At 66.0% G+C, this 21,193-nt stretch carries 21 protein-coding genes and 1 pseudogene; 13 read left to right on the top strand and 9 right to left on the bottom strand.

All coding sequences use genetic code 11. From position 1 onward, the window contains the following. Positions 1 to 50 precede the first annotated feature (50 nt). Positions 51 to 431: a hypothetical protein gene (locus tag BMX36_RS09300; RefSeq protein ID WP_066775688.1), complete on the bottom strand. Its 381-nt coding sequence runs from the start codon at positions 429 to 431 to the stop codon at positions 51 to 53. A gap of 324 nt (positions 432 to 755) precedes the next feature. On the opposite strand from BMX36_RS09300, the gene radA reads away from it, so the two are divergent. The 5 genes from radA (at position 756) to BMX36_RS09275 (ending at position 5,366) form a co-directional block, all read left to right on the top strand. Next, positions 756 to 2,129, top strand: a complete 1,374-nt coding sequence (gene radA, locus BMX36_RS09295; RefSeq protein ID WP_066776413.1) for a DNA repair protein RadA — start codon at positions 756 to 758, stop codon at positions 2,127 to 2,129. 165 nt (positions 2,130 to 2,294) lie between these two features. Further along, positions 2,295 to 2,846, top strand: a complete 552-nt coding sequence (locus BMX36_RS09290) for a CvpA family protein (protein WP_066776368.1) — start codon at positions 2,295 to 2,297, stop codon at positions 2,844 to 2,846. Then, the gene (locus BMX36_RS09285; protein ID WP_093064647.1) at positions 2,843 to 3,280 is read left to right on the top strand and encodes an iron-sulfur cluster assembly scaffold protein; all 438 of its coding nucleotides are present in this window, start codon (positions 2,843 to 2,845) and stop codon (positions 3,278 to 3,280) included. Before BMX36_RS09290 ends, BMX36_RS09285 begins: the two co-directional genes overlap by 4 nt. Continuing rightward, positions 3,280 to 5,037: a cation:proton antiporter domain-containing protein gene (locus BMX36_RS09280; RefSeq protein WP_093064645.1), complete on the top strand. Its 1,758-nt coding sequence runs from the start codon at positions 3,280 to 3,282 to the stop codon at positions 5,035 to 5,037. The genes BMX36_RS09285 and BMX36_RS09280 overlap by 1 nt, the downstream gene beginning before the upstream one ends. Beyond that, on the top strand, positions 5,034 to 5,366 hold the full coding sequence (locus BMX36_RS09275; RefSeq protein ID WP_093064643.1) for a DUF423 domain-containing protein: 333 nt from the start codon (positions 5,034 to 5,036) through the stop codon (positions 5,364 to 5,366). The genes BMX36_RS09280 and BMX36_RS09275 overlap by 4 nt, the downstream gene beginning before the upstream one ends. Before the next feature lie 37 nt (positions 5,367 to 5,403). On the opposite strand, the gene BMX36_RS09270 is transcribed toward BMX36_RS09275, so the two are convergent. Genes BMX36_RS09270 through BMX36_RS09260 form a run of 3 tightly spaced genes read right to left on the bottom strand, consistent with a single transcriptional unit; the run spans position 5,404 to position 7,204 of the window. Then, a complete protein-coding gene (locus BMX36_RS09270) occupies positions 5,404 to 5,544 on the bottom strand; it encodes a DUF2256 domain-containing protein (protein WP_082745965.1) in 141 nt (46 codons plus the stop codon). Next, entirely contained in the window at positions 5,544 to 6,644 is a 1,101-nt protein-coding gene (aroB, locus tag BMX36_RS09265) for a 3-dehydroquinate synthase (protein WP_093064641.1), read from the bottom strand. The genes BMX36_RS09270 and aroB overlap by 1 nt, the downstream gene beginning before the upstream one ends. Beyond that, positions 6,641 to 7,204, bottom strand: a complete 564-nt coding sequence (locus tag BMX36_RS09260) for a shikimate kinase (RefSeq protein ID WP_093064639.1) — start codon at positions 7,202 to 7,204, stop codon at positions 6,641 to 6,643. The genes aroB and BMX36_RS09260 overlap by 4 nt, the downstream gene beginning before the upstream one ends. A 98-nt stretch (positions 7,205 to 7,302) precedes the next feature. On the opposite strand from BMX36_RS09260, the gene BMX36_RS21690 reads away from it, so the two are divergent. The 4 genes from BMX36_RS21690 to BMX36_RS09245 are packed head-to-tail and all read left to right on the top strand — an operon-like array spanning position 7,303 to position 11,055. After that, positions 7,303 to 7,440 carry a hypothetical protein gene (locus BMX36_RS21690; protein ID WP_177179073.1) on the top strand — a complete coding sequence of 46 codons (138 nt, stop codon included), beginning with the start codon at positions 7,303 to 7,305 and terminating at the stop codon, positions 7,438 to 7,440. After that, the gene (locus BMX36_RS09255; protein ID WP_093064637.1) at positions 7,421 to 9,190 is read left to right on the top strand and encodes a hypothetical protein; all 1,770 of its coding nucleotides are present in this window, start codon (positions 7,421 to 7,423) and stop codon (positions 9,188 to 9,190) included. The genes BMX36_RS21690 and BMX36_RS09255 overlap by 20 nt, the downstream gene beginning before the upstream one ends. Before the next feature lie 2 nt (positions 9,191 to 9,192). Then, positions 9,193 to 10,092 (top strand): tyrosine-type recombinase/integrase, encoded by a 900-nt coding sequence (locus tag BMX36_RS09250; RefSeq protein WP_093064635.1) that lies wholly within the window; start codon positions 9,193 to 9,195, stop codon positions 10,090 to 10,092. Between the two features lie 9 nt (positions 10,093 to 10,101). Further along, positions 10,102 to 11,055, top strand: coding sequence for an acetyl-CoA carboxylase carboxyltransferase subunit alpha (locus BMX36_RS09245; protein ID WP_066776400.1), 954 nt, complete (start codon positions 10,102 to 10,104; stop codon positions 11,053 to 11,055). An 82-nt stretch (positions 11,056 to 11,137) separates the two neighbouring features. On the opposite strand, the gene BMX36_RS09240 is transcribed toward BMX36_RS09245, so the two are convergent. Together BMX36_RS09240 and BMX36_RS09235 are read right to left on the bottom strand one after the other, a co-directional pair. Further along, a complete protein-coding gene (locus tag BMX36_RS09240; RefSeq protein ID WP_066776403.1) occupies positions 11,138 to 11,311 on the bottom strand; it encodes a Flp family type IVb pilin in 174 nt (57 codons plus the stop codon). Positions 11,312 to 11,429: 118 nt separating this feature from the next. Further along, on the bottom strand, positions 11,430 to 11,621 hold the full coding sequence (locus BMX36_RS09235; protein ID WP_066776406.1) for a Flp family type IVb pilin: 192 nt from the start codon (positions 11,619 to 11,621) through the stop codon (positions 11,430 to 11,432). A gap of 52 nt (positions 11,622 to 11,673) precedes the next feature. Between BMX36_RS09235 and BMX36_RS09230 the strand changes: the two genes are divergently transcribed. Then, entirely contained in the window at positions 11,674 to 12,117 is a 444-nt protein-coding gene (locus BMX36_RS09230; protein ID WP_093064633.1) for a (deoxy)nucleoside triphosphate pyrophosphohydrolase, read from the top strand. A gap of 607 nt (positions 12,118 to 12,724) precedes the next feature. On the opposite strand, the gene BMX36_RS09225 is transcribed toward BMX36_RS09230, so the two are convergent. The 3 genes from BMX36_RS09225 to BMX36_RS09215 all read right to left on the bottom strand — a co-directional run bounded on the left by BMX36_RS09225 (position 12,725) and on the right by BMX36_RS09215 (position 16,284). Next, entirely contained in the window at positions 12,725 to 13,042 is a 318-nt protein-coding gene (locus BMX36_RS09225; protein WP_093064631.1) for a hypothetical protein, read from the bottom strand. Between the two features lie 240 nt (positions 13,043 to 13,282). Further along, entirely contained in the window at positions 13,283 to 14,569 is a 1,287-nt protein-coding gene (locus BMX36_RS09220) for a sigma-54-dependent transcriptional regulator (RefSeq protein ID WP_066776455.1), read from the bottom strand. After that, on the bottom strand, positions 14,566 to 16,284 hold the full coding sequence (locus BMX36_RS09215) for a sensor histidine kinase (protein WP_093065441.1): 1,719 nt from the start codon (positions 16,282 to 16,284) through the stop codon (positions 14,566 to 14,568). The genes BMX36_RS09220 and BMX36_RS09215 overlap by 4 nt, the downstream gene beginning before the upstream one ends. Before the next feature lie 252 nt (positions 16,285 to 16,536). Here BMX36_RS09215 and BMX36_RS09210 point away from each other — a divergent pair, with 252 nt between their 5' ends. The 3 genes and pseudogenes from BMX36_RS09210 (at position 16,537) to mqo (ending at position 21,037) form a co-directional block, all read left to right on the top strand. After that, positions 16,537 to 17,871, top strand: a complete 1,335-nt coding sequence (locus BMX36_RS09210; RefSeq protein WP_093064629.1) for a dicarboxylate/amino acid:cation symporter — start codon at positions 16,537 to 16,539, stop codon at positions 17,869 to 17,871. Positions 17,872 to 17,882: 11 nt separating this feature from the next. Continuing rightward, a pseudogene (locus BMX36_RS09205) lies at positions 17,883 to 19,331 on the top strand (alginate export family protein). 17 nt (positions 19,332 to 19,348) lie between these two features. Then, positions 19,349 to 21,037: a malate dehydrogenase (quinone) gene (gene mqo, locus BMX36_RS09200; RefSeq protein WP_093065439.1), complete on the top strand. Its 1,689-nt coding sequence runs from the start codon at positions 19,349 to 19,351 to the stop codon at positions 21,035 to 21,037. Positions 21,038 to 21,193: the final 156 nt, after the last annotated feature.

Raw genomic sequence — 21,193 nt, 5'->3', positions numbered from 1 at the left:
AGGTAGGTGCCGCCGCCCCTGCAAAGGCGCGACGGCAGAAATGAACGAAGTTATTCGTGGCAGGAAAGCGCGCCCTTGCCGGGCAGCTCGACCTTCACATTTGCCGTGTCGCCGGTCAGCTTCCAACCGCCTTCGGCGGTCAGCGGCTCGCCCGCGGTCGGCGCGGTCAGCGTCGTCGGCGTGCCGCCCTTTTCGGTGCGCACCACCACCTGCTTGTCGCCTTCGAAGAAGGTCAGATAGACAAGGCTGTTGTCACTGCAGCGCATCGTCTTGTCGGCCTTGATCGCGGGCGGCAGTTCAATGGAACCGGCGTTGGCGAGTTCCGAGGCCATCGGATCCGGGTTGGAATCCAGAACCTCGGGTTCCGAATTGGAGTTACATGCGGCAAGCGCGAAAAGCGCCGCGGCGGCAAAGGGGAAGGGGCTCTTCATAACGTCCCGCGACTTCGCCGATGCAGCATGGAGCGTCAAGGCAGGGGAGTGCTCCAGAGATATTTTATTGCAGTAAAGCTGTCCTGAACGCGGTGCGATGACCCGAAAACGGCGATGAGGATGGCATGGTCGGCAAGTGGCGCGCTAAACCGGTGCTTGTCCGGATGACCGGCGAAACATGTCCCCTGCGTGCCCGACCCCGCCCGCGAGGCTGCGCATGGCGGGATTGTTCCCTTGTTGTTCTTGCGTTAGGCCGAGATGGTGCCACTTCGCGTTCCATCCTGTCGCGAAAAGGTCGGGCCGCTGGCGCTTTGGGAATGAATGATGGCGAAGCCGCAGAAACGATACGTCTGCCAGTCCTGTGGCTCGGTCACGTCACGCTGGCAGGGGCAATGCGTCGACTGCTCTGAATGGAATACGCTGGTGGAGGAAGCGCCGGCGATCGTTACGCCGTTTCAGGCCAAGCACAATCTTCAGGGCGGCGGCCGTTCCGTCACCATGATGGCGCTGGACGCCGAAGTGCCGCTGCCGGCTCGCCTACCCAGCGGCATTGCGGAACTGGACCGGGCGCTGGGCGGCGGATTCGTGGAGGGCAGCGCCACGCTGATCGGGGGTGACCCCGGCATCGGCAAATCCACCCTGCTGCTTCAAGCCGCGGCGCGGATGGCGCTTGCCGGCGCGGATGTCGCCTATGTGTCGGGTGAGGAGGCGGCGGATCAGGTGCGATTGCGCGCGCGCCGGCTCGGGCTCGGCGAGGCGCCCGTCCGGCTCGCCTCCGCCACGTCGGTGCGGGACATCCTTACCACGCTTGGCGCAGGCAAGCCGCCCGCCTTGCTCGTGATCGATTCGATCCAGACGATGCACTCTGATCTGATCGAGGGTGCACCCGGCACCGTCAGCCAGGTGCGCGCCTCGGCGCAGGAGCTGATCCGCTTCGCGAAGGAACGTGGTACCGCGCTGGTGCTGGTCGGCCATGTCACCAAGGACGGCACGATCGCCGGCCCCCGCGTGCTGGAACATATGGTGGATACCGTGCTCAGCTTCGAGGGCGAGCGCAGCCATCAATATCGCATCCTGCGCGCGATCAAGAACCGTTTCGGCGGCACGGACGAGATCGGCGTCTTCGCGATGCAGGCGGAGGGGCTGGCGGAGGTGACGAACCCGTCGTCGCTGTTCCTCACCCAGCGTGACGAAAGCGTGACGGGAACGGTGGTGTTTCCGGCGCTGGAGGGCACGCGCCCGGTGCTGGTGGAGATCCAGGCGCTGGTCGTTCGCCTCGCCAGCGGTGCCACCCCGCGCCGCGCCGTGGTGGGGTGGGACAGCGGCCGACTTGCCATGATCCTCGCCGTACTGGAGGCGCGCTGCGGCCTCAGCTTCTCCTCGGCGGAAGTCTATCTCAACGTCGCTGGCGGCTATCGCGTGCAGGATCCTGCCGCCGATCTGGCGGTGGCCGCGGCGCTGGTTTCGGCCCTGTCCGAACGCCCGGTGCCGGCGGACGCCATCGCCTTCGGCGAGATCGCTCTGTCAGGCGAGGTGCGCAGCGTGGCGCATGGCGCATTGCGGCTGAAGGAAGCGGCCAAGCTTGGTTTCGGCCAGGCCCTGGTTCCGGCGTCCATGGCAGGCGAGAAGGGCAATCTGCGGCTTGCCGGCTTCTCCACGCTTGGCCGGCTGGTGGACCATCTGCTCGGGCGAGGGTGATTCCCTCCGCCGAACCGCCATGCTGGCCCGCCGCAGCCGTGTCACATACCTGTGCTCTGATCCGGCATCCGCTCTCCGCAGCGCGATGCGGGCAGGTCGGGCAATCGCCGTCCCCGCAGGAGCGCCCTGTTCTCATCACCACCATCATGGCCTAGATCGGCAACAATGAACCTCAACGGACTTGATATTGCGGTGTTGACCGTCGTCGCGGGCAGTGCGCTTCTCGGCCTGAAGCGCGGCTTCGTGACGGAGGTGTTGGCGCTGTTCGCCTGGGTGGCGATGATCTTTGCGGTCAAGATCTTCCACCTTCCGCTTTCGAAGGTGCTGGCAGGGCCGATCGGCACCGCCTCCGGCGCGGCCGTCCTGGCCTTCGTGCTGCTCTGCGGCGTCACTTACTTCCTTGGGCGGATGGTGGCGCGTGCGCTGGGGGATCGGGTGCGCAAATCGGTGTTGGGCCCGGTCGATCGCGCGCTGGGTTTCGGCTTTGGCGCGCTGAAGGGGCTGATCATCGCCAGCCTTGCCTTTCTGCTGGTGGTGCTGGTGCTCGATACGATCGGCGGCGGCCCGACGCGGCGCCCGGCCTGGATCAAGGAGGCACGAACCTATCCGCTCCTCAACGTCACGAGCAACGCGATCGCAGACTTTGTCGATCGACGCCGGCGTGGGCAGCCCGTGTTCGGCGAGGGTTTCTCTTTCGGCGGAGGGCGACCGGCATGAACGACACGCTCTACAACGACGCTATCCTGAGGTTGGCGACCGACAATCCGATCGACGAACGGCTGGCGGAGCCGCAGGGGACGAGCGAGCGGCGGTCGCCGATCTGCGGCAGCCGCGTGACGGTGGACGTCAATCTCGGGGCGGATGGCCGGGTGAGCGAAGCGGGCATGCTGGTTCGTGCCTGCGCGCTCGGCCAGGCATCGTCCTCTTTGCTCGCCGCCCATGTGCTCGGCCGGACGCCGGCGGAGCTGGCGGCGGCGCGAGACGCGCTCACGGCCTGGCTGGCGCAGGAGGGCGAGCTGCCGGACTGGCCTGGCCTCGATGTGCTGTCGCCAGCGCTTGATTATCACGCCCGCCACGCGTCGATCCGGCTTGCCTTCGAGGCTGCTGCCGAAGCGGCCGAGCGGGCCCGCGACACGGCAAAGGGGATCTGATGGAGCACGCCGCCACGGGATCGCTGCTGCGCGATGGAGTGATTCTGCTAGGTGCGGGGCTAGGCTTCGTGCTGCTGTTCCGACGCCTCGGCCTTGGTGCGACGCTAGGCTATCTGGTCGCCGGCGCGGTGGTCGGGCCGCAGATCCTTGGTCTGGTCGGCGACGCCGAATCGAAGCTCGGGGTGGCCGAACTCGGCATCACCCTTCTGCTGTTCGTCGTCGGGCTGGAGCTCAATCCATCCCGGCTGTGGCGGCTAAAGGAAGATATCTTCGGCCTTGGGCTGCTTCAGGTGGTGGCCTGCGGCATCGCGATCACCGCGATCGTCGCGCTGTTTGCGCACTTCTCCATCCCTGCGGCGTTTGCGTTGGGCCTGCCGCTCGCGCTTTCCTCCACCGCGCAGGTGCTGCCGATGCTGCAATCATCGGGGCGCTTGCGGACGCCCTTCGGGGAGCGCGCCTTTTCGATCCTGTTGTTCCAGGATCTATCGATCATTCCCCTGATTACCATCATTGCCGCGATGAGCCGCAATCCCGCGGACGCGGGCGGCCCGCCGGGATGGATGCTGGTGCTCTATACGGTCGCGGCGATTGCCGGTCTGATCGCTGCCGGCCGGTTCATCCTGCGTCCGCTGTTCCGCGGCATCGGCAACATGGGCGAGCGGGAAATGTTCGTCTTCGCGGCGCTTTTCACCGTCATCGCCAGCGCGGCGCTGATGGAGGCGCTGGGCCTGTCGACCGCGCTCGGGGCCTTCATCGCCGGCGTGATGCTGGCCGACAGCCCTTATCGCCACGAGCTGGAAGCGGACGTGGATCCGTTCCGTTCCATCCTGCTTGGCCTGTTCTTCCTCACCATCGGCATGATGCTGAACCTCACGGCGATCGCCGAGCGACCGCTGTTCGTTCTGTCCATGGCGCTCGCGCTGATCGCTACCAAGACGCTGGTGATCTTCCTGATCGGCCTCGCCTTTCGCATGTCGTGGCGCTCAGCGCTCGCGCTTGGCGTGTTGCTCAGCCAGGGCGGCGAGTTCGGCTTTGTCCTGTTTGCCCAGGCGACCGGTGCCAATCTCATCGCGCCGGAGGCCGCATCGCTGTTCGGCGCCATCATCACGCTGTCGATGGCGACCACACCGTTCCTGATGTCGCTGACCCGCCGCTTTCGCGAGCAGCCCATCGTTCAAAGCGAGCGTGAGGGGCCCAAGGCCGATGGCGCCAATGCGGTGATCGTCGGCTATGGCCGGTTCGGCCAGACGGTCGGCCAGATGCTGCTCACCCAGGACATCCCGGTTACGCTGATCGATACCGATATCGAGATGATCGACATCGCGGGGGAGTTTGGCGCCAAGGTCTATTATGGCGATGGCACCCGGCTCGACCTGTTGCGCCAGGCGGGCGCGGCCGAGGCCGAAATGATCCTGTTCTGCGCCGATGGTGATCAGGTGACGGCCGAAGTGATCGAGTCCGTGCATGAAGCCTTTCCGAACGCGGCCATTTATGTCCGGGCATTCGACCGGCGTGCGTTGATCCGGATGAAGAACGGCCCCGCCAACCTTGTCGTCCGGGAAGTGCTCGAATCGGCGGTGAAGATGGCGCGTGCGGCGATGGAGGGGCTCGGCATCGACCGCGCCGACATCGACCGGGCGGAGGATATGTATCGCGCCCGCGACAAGGAGCGGCTGCGTATCCAGCTGGAAGCAAACGATATCCGGGCGGCTCGCGCGCTGGTGGCCGAGCAGCAGCCTTGGGGGAATGATCGATGAATTGGCTGATGATGCTTGCCGCTTTGTCTGGCGCGCTGGCGGTTGGCGCCGGTGCCTTCGGCGCGCATGGCGCCAGCGGCCAGGCCGTGGAATGGCTCCGCACCGGCGGCCAGTATCAACTGATCCACGCCGTAGCCGCCATTGCCGCCCTGCGCCTCGAATCGCGGGGGCCGGCGTGGCTGTTCGTGGCAGGCGGCGCGCTGTTCGCCGGTACCTTGTACCTCATGGCGCTGGGCGCGCCGCGCTGGCTGGGGGCGATCACCCCGATCGGCGGAACGCTGCTAATCGCCGGATGGCTCTGGCTCGCCTGGATCGCGACTCGCGGTTAAACCGGCGAGGCGAAGCGACGCCGGGCTGCCTACCTACCTACCGGCGCCGTCGACAAGCGTCCGAGCAGTAAATCACGTCCTCCCAGACCTTTGCCCACTTCTTGCGCCAGGCGAAGGGGCGTTGGCAGGCCGGGCAAAGCTTCGTCGGCAAGTCACGCTTGGCGACACCATTCGGCATCAGCGCGGCTGGAGCGCCAGGAAGCTACGGACGTCCTCCAGCGAGACCTGCTTGTCGAGATAGGTCTGGCCGATACCGCGGGCGAGCAGGAACGGGATCTGCCCGCCGCTCGCCTTCTTGTCATGGCGCATGTGCTCCACCAGCTGCTCGGCCGAAACGTTGATCCCCGCGGCAGCCAACCCGTCGGGCAGCCCGACCTCCTGCCAATGCGCGGCCACCCTCAGCGCATCCTCGGCGGGGCATAGCCCATGTGCCGCGGAATAGCCAAAGGCCAGCGCGCATCCGGCAGCGACCGCCTCGCCGTGCAGCAGCTTGTCCGAAAAGCCCGCTTCCGCCTCCAAGGCGTGACCGAACGTATGGCCAAGGTTCAACAGCGCGCGTCGCCCGGTCGTCTCAAATTCGTCCTCGCCGACGATCCGCGCCTTTGCGCTGACCGAATGCGCGATGGCATATTCGCGTGCCGCGGCATCGCCGGTGAGCAGCGCGGCGCCATTCTCCTCGCACCAGCCAAAGAACGCGGCATCGTCAATCAAGCCGTATTTCACCACTTCGGCATAGCCCGCCTTCAGCTGCCGCAGCGGCAGCGTGTCCAGCACGGCCGGGTCGATCAGCACCATCTTGGGCTGGTGAAATGCGCCAATCAGGTTCTTGCCCGCGCGCGCGTTGATGCCGGTCTTCCCACCGACCGATGAATCAACCTGCGCCAGCAGCGTCGTCGGGATCTGAACGAAGCCGCAGCCGCGCTTCAGGATGGCGGTAGCGAAGCCGACAAGATCGCCGATGACGCCGCCGCCCAGCGCGATGACATGATCGCCACGCTCCACCCCGAGTTCCAGCAGCCGATCGGTCAGGCGCTCCAACGTGGCCCAGCTTTTCGATGCTTCACCAGCGGGGATGATGATCGCCTCGCCCGTGATGCCCGCCGCCGCCATCGACGCGCGCAACGTATCGAGATGCGGCGCGACGTTCGCATCCGCCACGATCGGCATGGGCCGACCGCGCGAGATGGGAGCCAGCAGTTCGGCTGCACGGGTCAGCAGCCCGGCCTCGATCACCACGTCATAGCTGCGCGCGCCCAGCGCCACCGGAACAATCGTCATGGGGCCCCGTAACCGATGGCATCCAGAATGGCACGCACCGTCGCTTCATGCGGGGCGTTGTTGCTTGGCACGCGAATATGCGCCTGGGCGTAGAGCGGATTGCGCACCGCGGCGAGCTCGCGCAGCACGCTGGCGGGGTCCTTTCCGCGCAGCAACGGGCGTGTGTCGCGGCGGCGGACCCGCTCCACCAGCACGTCGATATCGGCATCCAGCCAGATGGCGAGCGCGTCGGAAAGGATGAGCGCGCGGGTCGCGTCGTTGACGAAGGCACCGCCGCCGGTGGCGATCACTTTCGGCCGGCCGTCGATCAGCCGTTGAATGACGCGGCGTTCCCCATCCCTGAAATAAGGCTCTCCGAACTGCGCGAAGATGTCCGCGATCGACATGCCGGCCGCTTCTTCGATTTCGTTGTCGGCATCGACGAATGGCAGGCCAAGCCGGTGCGCCAGGCGCTTTCCGACAGTGGATTTGCCCACGCCCATCAGGCCGACGAGCACGATCGGCTGACGCTGCCAGCGGCTCTTGCGATTACGGGTGGGGGCGGTGGGGCTTTGCAACATGAGTTCGTGGGCTATACAGCGCGTCAGCGCCCCGGGCACAAGGCTCGGCGATTTCGGTTTACTAGCGTGGGTCCGCCCGCGCCGTGCAGGGTTGAAACATGTCGCGGTTGATCGTCACGCTTGTGGTGCTGTTGGTCGTCGTGGTCGGCGGGTTGTTCTTTCTCGCGGGCAGCGCGACGGAGCAGCCGACGACGCAGGTCGAAAAGGCGGTCGAGCTTGGCAATCTCGCGAGCTAGGTTGATCGCGGCGCTTGCCGCCGCCGCTTCACTCGCCGCAGCCGCGGTCGCCCAGAATAGCCAGGCACCCGAATCGCTGCTGCCGCCCGGCTTCGGCGAACCGGTCGCGCCGGCACCGCCGCCGGTGGCGCAGCCAAATGGCGCGGTGGTGCAGCCGCTGCCGGGTACGCCGCTCGAGTTGCCGGATCTGGAGCCTTCACCCACCCCGACGCCAACGCCCACGGGGCCGAGCGATGAGGAGCTGGCGCAATATGAGATGCCGCTTTTCGCGCGGCGCTCGCTTGCGCTCGTTGGGCCAGTCGGGCCGGCTGACGGCGGGTTCTTGCCCGGTGCCTTTGGCGCGGCGGACGGCGGCTATCTGCAGGGGCTGATGCGGCGGCTGTCAGCCCCGCTGCCATCGCGCTGGCTATCCATTTCGCTGCGGCGGGCGCTTGCCTCTCGGGTCAGCACCCCTGAGGGGCTGCACGGCGCCGATTTCGCGGCTGAGCGCGCGTGGCTGCTGCTGCGCATGGGCGAATCGGTTGCGGCGCGAAGCGTTCTGCAGAGCGTCGACACTGCCAATGCCACGCCGAAGTATCGGCAGGTGGCGATGCAGGCGATGCTCGCCACGGCGGATCCGGCGGGGCTGTGTCCGCTGACAGAGGGCGCGGGCAACAGCGAGCGCGGTTGGGTTCTTGCCCGCGCCATGTGTGCGGCGCTGAGCAATGCGGAAGGCGGCGCCAAGCCGCTGATGGACGCTGCCCGGCGTCAGCGGGTGGCAAGCGGCGTTGATCTCGCGCTGGCGCAAAAGGTGGTCGGCGCGGGGCTGAACAGTCGTCAGGCCGTGACGATCGAATGGGATTCGGTGGTCCAGTTGACGACGTGGCGGTTCGGGCTGGCGACGGCCACCGGCGTGCCGATTTCGGATGAGCTGTACCAGACGGTCGGATCTCAGGTGACCGGGTGGCGGGCGCTTGCGCCGGCCATTCCGATCGCGGACCGCGCACGGGCAGCTGAGTCCGCGGCGGCGATGGGCGTCATCTCCAACGCGGCGCTGATCGACCTTTACGCAGCGCTGGACGCCGGCGAGGAAACGCCGGCAGCACTTGGCGCGATCGCATCCGATCTGCGGGCGGCCTATGTCGGTGCGGACGTCGCGACCCGTATGCGGGCTCTTGCCCAATTGTGGGATGGTGGCGAGAGCCCGCAGGGCCGTTACGCCCGGCTTATCCTGACTGCGCGGGCCGCGGCGCGCATCCGTCCCGGGGATGGGCGCGCCGAGGCTGACCGGATCGTGGCGGCGATGCTGTCCGCCGGGCTGGACCGTACCGCGCAACGCTGGCGCGGGCAGGTCGATGACGGGGGCGACGCCTGGGCGCTGCTCGAATTGTCTGATCCAGAGGCGAATACGCGCCTGTCTTACGGGGCGGTTGCCTCCTACACTGGGACGGGCGATGCCGCGTTGAAGCGCAAGCTGTTCTTTGCCGGTCTGGCGGGGCTTGGCCGCCTTTCCGCGCAGGACATCGAAAGTGGCGCGGAAGCGCTGGACGTGCGCATCGGTGCCGCGAACAGCTGGACACGCGCGCTTGATCGCGCCGTGAGCGAGCGGCAACCCGCGACTGTTCTCCTGCTGGCGGGCATCGGCATGCAGGCGCAAAGCTGGCGCCACGTTCCACCCGCTGCCCTGTACCGGATCGTTGCGGCGCTGCGCGCGGTGGGACTTGGCGGCGAGGCGCGGATGATCGCCGCCGAGGCGGTGTCGCGGGCCTGATCGTGGCGGGCGATCTTGCCCTTATCGATCGCTTCCTGGAGATGATGGCGGCGCAGCTTGGCGCCGCCCGCAATACCATCAGCGCGTATCGCAGCGATCTGTTGCTCGCGTCCGAGGTGCTGGGCGGCAGGCTCGCCACGGCCGATGCGGCGGCAGTAGAGCGGCTTGGTGAGGAATGGGCCAGTCTTGCGCGGGCGACCGTGGCGCGTAAGTCCGCGGCGCTCAGGCGCTTTTTCGCCTTTCTTCATGACGAGGGGCTGCGTCCCGACGACCCCGGCCGGGCGCTGCCCAAGCCCGGCATCCACCGGCCTCTACCAAAGACGCTCAGCCATCATGACGTGGAGCAGCTATTCCTCGTCGCGGCCAAGCGGCTGGCGCGTGATCCCGCTCTGCCGGCCGATCTCCGCAACGCGGCGCTGCTGGAGCTGCTTTATGGTTCGGGGTTACGTGCGACCGAGCTCGTGTCCCTGCCGCGCAACGCCATTCATCCCGATCGACCCTTTCTGATCCTGAAGGGGAAAGGCGACAAGGAGCGTCTCGTGCCGATCTCCGACCGTGCGCGGGCGGCGGTAGCGGCCTGGCGGGATCATGTCGCCGCCGAGTCGCCGCATCTGTTCCCCTCGGGCAAGTCGCACATTTCCCGCGTGCGATTGTTCCAGATCGTCCGGTCGCTCGGCGCAGAAGCCGGCATCCCGCCCGATCGGATCAGCCCCCATGTCCTCCGCCATGCCTTTGCCACCCACTTGCTGGAAGGCGGGGCGGATCTTCGGGCGTTGCAATCCATGCTGGGCCATGCCGATATCGCGACCACGGAAATCTATACTCATGTGGATCGCGCGCGCTTGGTCGCCCTGGTCAATGAGCGACACCCGCTCGTTGACGCGGCCAAGCCGCGCGCCTAGCTGCGCACGATGCCGACATTTCTCGACTTCGAAAAGCCGATTGCGGAACTCCAGGCGCGGATCGATGAGCTGCGCGACACGGGTGCGGAGGGCGGCGTCGATATTGCGGCCGAAGTCGCGAAGCTTCAGGCGAAGTCCGACCGCTTGCTGCGCGATACTTTCGCCAAGCTGACGCCATGGCAGAAGACGCAGGTCGCCCGCCATCCGGAACGGCCGCACTTCAAACATTATGTCGCCGGGCTGTTCGAGGAGTTCGTGCCGCTGGCGGGCGACCGCGCGTTCGGCGACGATCAGGCGATCCTGGGCGGCTTCGCCACTTTCCGCGGCCGCCGCGTGCTGGTGATGGGGCACGAAAAAGGCGACGATACCACCAGCCGCCTGCGGCACAATTTCGGCATGGGCAAGCCGGAGGGGTATCGCAAGGCAGTGCGTCTGCTGTCGCTGGCGGACCGTTTCGGCCTTCCGGTTGTCACTCTGGTGGATACGTCCGGTGCCTTTCCCGGCCTCCAGGCAGAAGAGCGCGGCCAGGCTGAGGCGATCGCACGATCGACAGAGGCGTGCCTCGCCGTGGGCGTCCCATTGGTATCGGCCGTGGTGGGCGAGGGTGGCTCCGGCGGCGCAATAGCGCTGGCTAGCGGCAATCGCGTGCTGATGTTCGAACATGCCGTTTATTCGGTGATCTCACCCGAAGGCTGCGCCTCGATCCTCTGGCGTACGGCGGAGAAGGCGGCAGAGGCGGCGGAAGCCATGAAGGTGACCGCGCAGGACCTGAAGTCGCTTGGCGTGATCGACACCATCGTGGCCGAGCCGCTGGGCGGCGCGCATCGCAGCCCGTCTGCCGCGATCGGTGCGCTGGGTGATGCCATCGAGAAGTCGTTGGAGGAGCTCGTCACCCTTGATGCCGAGACGCTGCGCCGCCAACGGCGCGAGAAGTTCCTGGCGATGGGCCGCGCGCTTAGCTGACCAACAAAAAGGGCGGCGAGCACCTGCTCGCCGCCCTTGATGGTTCCCAAGCCGGCGGAAATCGCCGGACCAGTCAGACGTATCAGCGAACCGAAGTGTTCATCTTGCCCGACACGGTGGTGAACGTGGTCGACAGCTGGTTGCCCAGCGTGCCCATGGCGGTGATGGCGGCAACGGCGATCAGCGCGGCGATGAGGCCGTACTCGATGGCGGTCGCGCCCTTGGAATCCTTAATGAAAGCGCGCATCTTCTGCATGTTCGATCTCCGATAATGAAAAGCTTCAGTCACCCGACCGGCCAAGGTGCTCCCCGCTCCGGTATCCCCGTCAATCACACATGCGGGTTGAAAAACATTTAAGGCCGGGGCGGCGCCATCAACGCGCATGAACCACCCGGTCGCTTACCTTGTTCCACATGTTGATGGTGATGTCGGCCACGCCGCTGAAGCTCGCGATCATGGCGATCACGATCAGGGCGGCGATGAGGCCATATTCCACGGCCGTTGCGCCCTTGCGGCTGCGGAGAAGCTTCCGGCAGGTCGCAAGCGCGGGTTTGATCAAGGCCATGGCTCGGTACATGTCGCGGTTGATCGCACGACAGGCTTAACGAAAGGTCGACATGACCGCTGCGAAGAACGCGAATCTACAAACAATTCTTGTGGTTGCCGCGGCGCTGGTGGCGCCGGACGCATCCGTCTTCGTCCAGCAGCGGCCGATTGCGAAGCAGCATGGCGGCCTGTGGGAGTTCCCGGGTGGCAAGGTAGAGGCAGGCGAGACGCCCGAGGCTGCACTCGTCCGCGAACTGTACGAGGAGCTTGGCATCATGGTGGACGAAGGCGCGATGCGGCCGCTTTCCTTCACCACCGTGCCCTCACCCGATCGCAACCTCGTGCTTCTTCTGTACCGTATTGATCAATGGAGCGGGACGCCGTTCGCTATAGCAGCCCAGCACGCCGCGTGGGTCGATGTTGATTCGCTGGCCGGACTGGCGATGCCGCCCGCGGACCTGCCGTTGATCCAAGTCCTGGCGCGTGAGCTGCGGCCGACACGCAGCCGGGATTGATGGCCAAGGCCGCCCGGAGGGATGACGGCCTTGCTCGCGGGAGCCGTTTGCCATCATCTTGATCGGCTCGCCTGAGCCTGTCGCACTTGGACAAGTTCAGCACGATTGAAAACAGTGGTTCAGACTGGCTGGGAGCCGCCCCATAAAACAGGCCTGCTGCCGAGCCGTAGTTGTCGCCCGTGCGCGCCTGTCACGATCGGTACAGGCGCGCGCGCCCAGTAGCCGAAGTCAAAACAGCATGCACGCGCTGGCGCCGCCGAGCAGAAAGCCAAGAACCAGCCAATGGTGTGCGCGAACGAGCCATTGGGAATCGCCATCCACATCGCGCATGACGCCCTCCGTTCCTGTGGCGCCGCAAAATGCACCGCCACTGCCGGCGATCTTCGTAGCAGTGATTTGCTGCGAACGTGCGACAGATGCTGCCGGATCGGTTCGAACACGTCGCGATAGATGCACTCCGCGCGGTTTGGAGCGGGGCCAAGCGGGAACGGCGGCGCTCATTTGACGCCGTGTCGCAATCGCCCTCGCTAATGCGGTTTGATCGAGAAAATGTCGGTTCTGCCCGGGCTGCGCAGCTACGTGGCCCGGCCGGCACACACCTCTTCGCTCATCTGGGGGCGTCCGAGATCGAGCTTAGTCGGAGTTGCCGCGACGAAATGGAACGCTGCGGACAGAACCCGCTTTGCATCCCGGCACGATACGCCTGCCTGAGCCTGCGTCCGGTATCGATCATTGCAAGGTCAAGCATCACGAAACTCAACACCCAAGCAAAGTTCACTGCCGTATCGATCCGAGCGTTGGTCATGAACCAATTCAAGACCGGCTGCACCACAGCGGTAAGCAGCAAACCGTAACCAATCGCCGCCACGACGCATCCGGCCATCAACAAGCGCTTGTCCAATCGACTCGATTTCGGCTCGCTCATCTATTCGTCCTCGCGTCGGCGGCCACACCATAACAGAGGGAGCGAATGTCAGCTACTTTCAGTCGGATCATAGCGAACAAGGTCGCACAATCTTTGTTGCGCGCGGCCTCTGATGAAAACGCTTCGCCAAACGACCGAGCCTCCCGGCGATGTTAGCGCGCCGACGAAGAGGTTTTTGCGGAGGCCGATGACTGAAGACATTCGGGACGACTTCAGCACTGTGTGTGTTCGCTTGGCCGATCAACGCTTGCCGCGCAGTGCCCGCAAGTCGATGTCGAGGCGTTTCACGCGATAGTAGAACGTCTTGCGCGGCAGCCCGAGACGCTCGATCGCCAGTGCGATCTCGCCGTCTGCCGCCGTTACCGCATCAATGATCGCGGCGCGCTCGAAGGCGTCGAGGCGGGCGGGTAACGGGTCCATGGGGGCGATGTCATCCTGCCCGACCTCGTCTTCGAGGCCGAGGCAGATGCGCTCTGCGGCCTTCTGCAATTCGAGCACGTTGCCCGGCCAGTCACGCGCGGCAAGGCGGTGGGCATGGTCGGCAAGCGGGGGCAGGGGAACACGATGCTGCGCCGCGGCGATTGCCGCGAAATGGGCGAAGAGCAGCGGGATGTCGGTGGTGCGCTCAGCGAGTGGCGGCATGCGAACGGGCACGCCTGCGAGCAGGTGGAACAGCGCCGGCGAGACAGTGTCGCGCGCGCCCTCGTCCATCGCGGCGATGATGCGGATGTCGACCGCATCGGGATCGCGTGCGTCAAGCGCTACCGCGCGCGTCTCGGCGAGTCGGGCAAGGCGGTGCTGGAGGTCAGCGCTTGCCATGCCGAGATTGTCGAGGAAGAGCGTGCCACGATCGGCGCGCGCGATCGCGCCGCTGCGCGCGAACAGGTCGCGCTCGACCAGTTCGGGCGCCACTGTCGCGCAATCGATCTTCAGGAACCGGTGGCGCGCTCGACGGCCGGCGCGGTGGACGAGGCGCGCGAAATGCTCGCGCCCGGTGCCGACCTGCCCCTCGATCACCAGATCAAGCGCGGCGTCGGCGAGGATCGGGATCATGGCGCGCAACCGGCGGATCGCGGGAGCGTCGCCGATCAGCGCGTCGTCGCCGGGGGTTTCGGCAGCGATGCGCAGTCGGCGGTTCTCCAGCGCGAGGCGACGCGCCGTGGCGGCGCGCGAGACCGCCGCAACCAGAGCCTCAGGGTCGAACGGCTTGGTGAGGAAATCCCACGCGCCAGCCTTGATCGCGTCGACCGCCATCGTGACGTCGCCATGGCCGGTGATCAGTATGACCGGCAGCTCGGCGTCGCGCGCGGCGAGCGTGCGAAACAATTCGATGCCTGACATGCCGGGCATGCGCACATCGGTGACGACCACGCCCACGAAGTCCGCACCGATCGCGGCAAGGGCGGTTGTTGCATCGGAATAGGCGGTTACGGCGAAACCATGCAGTGTCAGCAATTGCGTGGTGGCGTGGCGCAGGTCGTCGTCATCGTCGACGAGCGCAACCGTGAGCGGCGGCGTGTCAGTCATGCGCGACGCATCGCAATCTCGAAGCAAGCGCCGCGTGATGACGGCATCAGGCGCAGTGCGCCGCTCATTTCCTCCATGATATCCTGTGCGATCGCGAGGCCTAGGCCAAGGCCCTGCTGGCGGCTGGTGACAAATGGCGTGAATAGGCGTTCAGCGATCTCGGGCGCGATGCCGGGGCCGTTGTCAGCAACAATGAGCCGGATGGCCCCTTCATCCATGGCGAGCGTCAGGGTGATACGGCGATCATCCTGATTGGCCATCGCTTCAAGCGCGTTCTGCATCAGGATTACCAGCACCTGTTCGAGGCGAACCTTGCCGCCGATGACCGTCATGCCAGGATCGATATCTGGCCGGTCGAGCGTGGCGGCGCGCAGCTGGTCCTTCAGGATTAACACTGCGCCGTCGATCACCTCCGCTATCGCGATGGGGCGCAGCTCGTCGCTGCGCCGTCGGGCGAAGCCGCGCAGCTGCGCCGTCACCGCACCGATTCGGTCCGCGAGGCGGGCGATCGCGGAAAGGTTGCCGCGCACCTCATCAATCGCGCCGCGGCCGAGCAGGATATCGCTGCTCTGCGCATAAGTGCGGATCGCGGCGACCGGCTGTGCGGTCTCATGCGCGACGCTGGCGGTGATCTGGCCGAGCGAGGCGAGACGGTTCGCCTGGCGCAGCGCCTCGCGCAGGTCGGCGGCGCGCGCCTCGCTGTCGGCGCGCTCGGTCATTTCGCGGCGTAGCGCGGCAGTGCGCTCGGCGACCGCCTCCTCCAGCTCGGCAGTGCGGCGGCGGGCGAGTGTGGCGCGCTGGCGCAAGGCAAAGGCAAAGGCGGCGAGTGCGAACGTCACCATCGCGACGATCAGCGCGGTGGCACGACGGGCGCTTGCGACCTCGGCATCAACCGGGTGGAGCAAAGTCAGGCGCCAGCCGCGCTGCGCCACGGGCACATCCTGCGCCACATAAGTCGCGCCCGCCCCGCGTAGCCGTCCATCGGCGATCGGGCGGAGCGGGAGCGGGGCGAGTGCGGCGGCGGGGACGCGCGTTTCGGCGCGGATGCGAGCCTTGTCGGCAGTTCGAAGCGGGCCACTGGCGGCGAAGCGCCATTCGGGGCGGCTGGTCGCGAAGACGACGCCGAGCGGGTTGCGGACTATCGAGATGCCGCCGGCGCGTGCCCATTCGCGCTCGATCCGGTCGAACTCCAGCTTTACCACGATCACCCCGCGACTGACCGTACGGCGCGCGAGATACAGGCCGGGGCGATGGCTGATGGTGCCCATCGCATATTGGCTGCCTGCGCCAGTCGCCTGCGCTTCGCGAAAATAGGGGCGGAAGCGATAGTCGTTGCCAACGAAGCTGCTTGCCGTGCGCCAGTTGCTCGCCGCAATGGCTATTCCTTCGGGCGAGACGACATAGATAGCGGGCGCGCCGGTTTCGCCAGCCAGCGCCTCCAGCTTGCGATCCAGCGCGGTGCGCGCATCAGGCGCACCGGAGATGGCGGCAACGACGTCTCGATCATCGGCCAGCGCGAGCGGCAGCAAGCGGAAGCGGGCAAGTTCGCTGTCAAGCAGCACCGCGCGCAGCCGCGCATCAATTGCCGCCTGGGCGCGCAATGCCGCAAGCGTCCGACGCTCGGCGAGCTGCCCACCGAGCAGCGCCAGCGCGACGACCAGCACGATCGTGCCGATCGCCCAGCGCAGCCCGCTTGATCGCCAATTGACGCTCATCCGCCCGCCCATAGCGGCTGAGGTTTCATATGCAACTTTTTGCACTTTTCCGATCAGACATGTGTCGAATTCTGCCCTTAGTGTCCGCTCTGATCTTTGCTAAGGCAGAAAAAAATACACCATTACATAGACTTAAGTGAAAGTGCGAAATCGTGCCAGCCCGCATGTCGGCCGCGAGCAAAATTCTTGAATCCCAACCGCCCGTGAAGAGGCCGGACGGATTCGTCCCGCAGCGAGAGGATTTGAAAGCCCATGATCACAACGACCGAACTCTCGACGACGCCCCCCGCGGCGAAAGCCTGGTACCAGCACCTCTATGTGCAGGTGCTGGTGGCGATCGTCGCGGGCGTGCTGCTCGGCCATTTCGCGCCCGCCACCGGCGAGGCGATGAAGCCGCTTGGCGACGCCTTCATCAAGCTGGTGAAGATGATCATCGCGCCGGTGATCTTTCTCACTATCGTCAGCGGTATCGCGGGGATGCGCGATCTCGCCGCGGTCGGCCGTGTGGCGGGCAAGGCATTCGCCTACTTCCTGTTCTTCTCGACGCTGGCGCTGATCGTCGGGCTGGTGGTCGCCAATGTCGTGCAGCCGGGCGCGGGGCTGAACATCGATCCGGCCTCACTCGATACCAGCAAGGTCTCCGATTTTGCCGCCAAGGCACATGAGACGACGCTGACCGGCTTCCTGGTCGGCATCATCCCGGACACGTTCCTCTCGGCGCTGACCGAAGGCAACATCCTCCAGACGCTGTTCGTCGCGGTGCTGTTCGGCGTCGGCCTGGCGATCGTCGGCGAGCGGGCGGAACGCGTTACGACGGCGCTGGAGCAGGTGTCGCTCGTCGTGTTCAAGGTCGTCGCGATCCTAATGAAGGCAGCCCCGATTGGTGCGTTCGGCGCGATGGCCTTCACGATCGGCAAATATGGCGTCGGCACGCTCGCCAATCTCGCGATGCTGGTCGGCACCTTTTATCTGACCTCTATCCTGTTCGTGGTCGTGGTGCTGGGGCTGGTCGCACGCTGGGCGGGCTTCTCGATCTTTTCCCTGATCGCTTACTTGAAGGCTGAACTGCTGCTGGTGCTCGGCACCTCCAGCTCGGAAAGCGCGCTGCCTAGCCTGATCGAGAAGATGGAACGCGCAGGCTGCCCCAAATCGGTCGTCGGCCTCGTCGTGCCGACCGGCTATTCATTCAACCTCGACGGCACCAACATCTACATGACGCTGGCGGCATTGTTCATCGCGCAGGCGTGCAACGTGGATCTCACGCTGGGGCAGCAATTGCTGCTGCTCGGCGTCGCGATGCTCTCGTCCAAGGGTGCGGCCGGGGTGACCGGCGCAGGGTTCATCACACTCGCGGCGACGCTGTCGATCGTGCCTAGCGTGCCGGTGGCGGGGATGGCGCTGATCCTGGGCGTGGACCGCTTCATGTCGGAATGCCGCAGCCTCACCAACTTCATCGGCAATGCGGTGGCGACCATCGTCGTGGCGCGCTGGGAGGGGCGGCTCGACAGCGAGCAACTGCGTCGCGCGCTCGCCGGGGAAGCAACGCCCGTCGATCAACTCTCGGCCGATGCCGTCCCGGCCGCGTGAAAGTTCGTACCATGATGTATCGTTTCGGCGCGTTCCTGCCGCCCCTCCTGCTTGCGACGGCCGCCACGGCGCAGACCGCGGCCTCACCGGCTGCCAACGAATATCCTGCCGCTGCGGCGGGCGACGGGGCGACCACCAACGGCTACAACCTATCGCGCTGGGCCGAGGACTGGCGCGTGATGCAGGATCCCGCCAAGCGCGACGATCCGCTGGACCGGCTGAAATTCCTGCCGCTCGATGACGATGGCGACGTCTATCTGACGCTCTCGGGAGAGGCGCGGCTTCGCGTCAACATGACGAGCAACCCGAACCTGCGCGAAACCTCGCACCAGCGGCAGGACATCACGCGGCTGGTGGGCGGGGCGGACCTGCACGTCGGGCCGCATCTGCGCTTCTACGGAGAAGTGGCACATGGCGGGATCGCGGGGCGCAACCTCGGCACTCCCTCGACATCGCTGCGCAACGATCTGGTGTTCCAGCAATATTTCGTCGAGGCGAAGGGCGATGCGGCGGGCGTCGCGCTCGGTGCACGCTACGGGCGGCAGGAATTTACCGACGGATCGAACCTGCTCACGTCGCAACGCGACAACAATACGATCCGCTATACGCTGAACGGTGTGCGCGCCTGGGCGCGGACCAGTCATTTCCGTGTCGATCTGTTCGATTTGAAGCCGACTGCCTATGGCGATCTCGGCGTGGATGACGACGTCAATGATCCCGCGCGGCGCTTTTCGGGCGTGACTCTGGGCGCGGTGCTGCCGTCCACTCTGTTCGGTGGTTCGAAGCTGTAATTCGACCCGTTTTTCTGGCGACGACGCAATGACGTAGGCGCCTGGGGCGGGCGGATCGGGCCGGCGACGCGCTTCTACGGCGGCGCGCGTCTGTGGGGCGATGTCGGGCCGCTCGCGCTCGACTGGACCGTCAACCATCAATGGGGCCATTATCGCGACCAGCGGATCGATGCGTGGCAGGCATTTATCGCGCAAACCTATCGCATTGGCGACGGTAGCACCGCGCCGCGCGTCGGCGTCCATGTCGATTATGCCAGCGGGGGCGGGGGCTATGGCGACGGCAAGCTACGCAACGCCTATGCGCCGTTCGGCAACAACATCTATTACAGTTACCAGCTGTCGCTGACGCCCTCGAACCTGATCGCCGTCGCGCCGAACGTCAGCTTTACGCCGGTCGGCAAGGTGCGCGTCACCGCCGAGTATGAACTCGCCTGGCGCGACGATGTGCGCGACGCGGTCTATCGCGCCAACGGCCAGCCGTTCGCCGGTACCCAGAACGTGCGCGATCGCAAGACCGCCGATGTCGCGCGACTGCAAGTCATCTGGCCGATCACGCCGCGCCTCTCCTTCACCGGCCGCTACGAGCATCTCGCCGCCGGCCCCGCTTTGACCAACGCCGGCTACCGCAGCTCCGACTTCCTGGCCGGGTGGCTGAGCTTCCGCTTCTGATCCGAAAGGCCTCCTTCATGTCCGACCCCAAGCGCGCGTCCCGTCTACCCCGCTTCACCCGCCGCGGCCTGCTCGGCGGGGCGGCCGTGGTGGGCGGCGCGGCGATGCTACCGCGCTGCTCCACGAGCGCAGGGCAGGCGCGCGACGTGGACGTGTTGCTGATCGGCGGCGGGATCATGAGCGCCACGCTTGGCGTGCTGCTGCGCCAGCTGGAGCCGGGCTGGACGATCGAGATGGTAGAGCGGCTGGACAAGGTCGCGGCGGAAAGCTCGAACGGCTGGAACAATGCCGGCACCGGCCATTCGGCGCTGTGCGAGCTCAACTATACCCCGATGGACGACAAGGGGCAGGTGAGCATCGCCAAGGCAATCGATATCAACGAGCAATTCCAGGTCACCCGCCAGTTCCTCAGCCATCAGGTGAAGGCCGGCGTCCTTGCGAAGCCGCGGACCTTCATCAACTCGACGCCGCATATGAATCTGGTTTGGGGCGAGGAGAATGTCGACTTCTTGCGCAAGCGCCACGCCGCGCTCGGTGCGAGCCCGCTGTTCTCGGGCATGGACTTTACCACCGACGCGGAGACGATCGCGCAATGGGCGCCGCTGATGATGGAGGGCCGCGCTCCCGCAACTCCCGCCACGCCTTTCGCCGCGACGCGCTCGCCGCTCGGTACCGATGTCGACTGGGGCGAGGTGACGCGGCAGTATATCGCGGCACTTGGGCGCGCCCCGGGCTTCCGGCTCACCACCGGTCATGAGGTGCGTGAGCTGGAACGCCGGTCGGACGGGCGCTGGAGCGTCGTCGCCTATGACGCCAAAGCCGGGACGGATCAGGTAATCAACGCGCGCTTCGTCTTCGCCGGGGCGGGCGGCGGGGCGCTGCCGATCCTGCAGGCGTCTGGCATCCCGGAGGGCGAAGATTATGCCGGCTTCCCCGTCGGCGGCTCGTTCCTCGTTACCGAAAACCCGGCGCTGGCGAACCGTCACCACGCCAAGGTCTATGGCAAGGCCGCAGTCGGCTCGCCCCCGATGTCGGTGCCGCATCTCGATACGCGCTTCTTCGGCGGCAAGCAGACCTTGTTGTTCGGGCCGTTCGCGACCTTCTCGACCAAGTTCCTGAAGGAAGGATCGTATTTCGACCTGCCCAAATCGGTGACGCTCGACAATTTTCGGCCAATGGTGGCGGTGGGCTGGGACGATTTCGACCTCGTCGAATATCTCGCCGGCCAGCTGATGATGTCGCAGGAGGACCGGATGGACGCGCTGCGCGAGTATCTGCCGAACGCCAGAGACGGCGACTGGCGGCTGTGGCAGGCGGGGCAGCGCGTGCAGATCATCAAGCGCGATCCCGCGAAGGGCGGCGTGCTGAAGCTGGGCACTGAAATCGTCGCGTCTAAGGACGGCAGCATCGCGGCGCTGCTAGGGGCATCGCCGGGCGCCTCGACCGCGCCGTCGATCATGCTCGATCTCCTGAAGCGCGTGTTCGGCTCGCAGCTCGCGACCCCGGCGTGGCAGGCAAAGATCCGCACGATCGTGCCGAGCTATGGCATCAAGCTGAACGACGAACCGGCGCTTATGGCGCAAACCTGGGCGGCTACCGCCGATGCGCTGCAACTCGCCATGGCTTCACCGGCGGTGACCACCACCGCGAAGATGCCATCCATCACCGAGGCTCCGATCAAGCGGCAGGCAGATTTGGCGTTGTAACGATTGTTCCATGATGGTCATGCGTCGTGGAATTTGCAGCTATTCCTGCGGGACATACGATCGACCCACATGTCCGCGGCTCGTGCGGTGCCTACTCGGATCGCAGTAGGGCGTTTGCGGACCTCCAGGCCGCCCGAGCGTCCCCGGTGATCATGC

The organism is Sphingomonas sp. OV641, from assembly GCF_900109205.1.
Lineage (GTDB): Bacteria > Pseudomonadota > Alphaproteobacteria > Sphingomonadales > Sphingomonadaceae > Sphingomonas.
Note: the sequence above shows the minus strand (reverse complement) of the source record. Positions and strands in the feature narration are given on the sequence as shown.

Coding starts and splice junctions, on each gene's coding strand:
- BMX36_RS09230 (WP_093064633.1), top strand. CDS start 11,674: ATGACCGCTGCGAAGAACGCGAATCTACAAACAATTCTTGTGGTTGCC.
- mqo (WP_093065439.1), top strand. CDS start 19,349: ATGTCCGACCCCAAGCGCGCGTCCCGTCTACCCCGCTTCACCCGCCGC.
- BMX36_RS09290 (WP_066776368.1), top strand. CDS start 2,295: ATGAACCTCAACGGACTTGATATTGCGGTGTTGACCGTCGTCGCGGGC.
- BMX36_RS09270 (WP_082745965.1), bottom strand. CDS start 5,544: ATGCCGAATGGTGTCGCCAAGCGTGACTTGCCGACGAAGCTTTGCCCG.
- BMX36_RS09220 (WP_066776455.1), bottom strand. CDS start 14,569: ATGACTGACACGCCGCCGCTCACGGTTGCGCTCGTCGACGATGACGAC.
- BMX36_RS09240 (WP_066776403.1), bottom strand. CDS start 11,311: ATGCAGAAGATGCGCGCTTTCATTAAGGATTCCAAGGGCGCGACCGCC.
- aroB (WP_093064641.1), bottom strand. CDS start 6,644: ATGACGATTGTTCCGGTGGCGCTGGGCGCGCGCAGCTATGACGTGGTG.
- radA (WP_066776413.1), top strand. CDS start 756: ATGGCGAAGCCGCAGAAACGATACGTCTGCCAGTCCTGTGGCTCGGTC.
- BMX36_RS09235 (WP_066776406.1), bottom strand. CDS start 11,621: ATGGCCTTGATCAAACCCGCGCTTGCGACCTGCCGGAAGCTTCTCCGC.
- BMX36_RS09215 (WP_093065441.1), bottom strand. CDS start 16,284: ATGAGCGTCAATTGGCGATCAAGCGGGCTGCGCTGGGCGATCGGCACG.
- BMX36_RS09300 (WP_066775688.1), bottom strand. CDS start 431: ATGAAGAGCCCCTTCCCCTTTGCCGCCGCGGCGCTTTTCGCGCTTGCC.
- BMX36_RS09280 (WP_093064645.1), top strand. CDS start 3,280: ATGGAGCACGCCGCCACGGGATCGCTGCTGCGCGATGGAGTGATTCTG.
- BMX36_RS09225 (WP_093064631.1), bottom strand. CDS start 13,042: ATGAGCGAGCCGAAATCGAGTCGATTGGACAAGCGCTTGTTGATGGCC.
- BMX36_RS09260 (WP_093064639.1), bottom strand. CDS start 7,204: ATGTTGCAAAGCCCCACCGCCCCCACCCGTAATCGCAAGAGCCGCTGG.
- BMX36_RS09275 (WP_093064643.1), top strand. CDS start 5,034: ATGAATTGGCTGATGATGCTTGCCGCTTTGTCTGGCGCGCTGGCGGTT.
- BMX36_RS21690 (WP_177179073.1), top strand. CDS start 7,303: ATGTCGCGGTTGATCGTCACGCTTGTGGTGCTGTTGGTCGTCGTGGTC.
- BMX36_RS09245 (WP_066776400.1), top strand. CDS start 10,102: ATGCCGACATTTCTCGACTTCGAAAAGCCGATTGCGGAACTCCAGGCG.
- BMX36_RS09285 (WP_093064647.1), top strand. CDS start 2,843: ATGAACGACACGCTCTACAACGACGCTATCCTGAGGTTGGCGACCGAC.
- BMX36_RS09210 (WP_093064629.1), top strand. CDS start 16,537: ATGATCACAACGACCGAACTCTCGACGACGCCCCCCGCGGCGAAAGCC.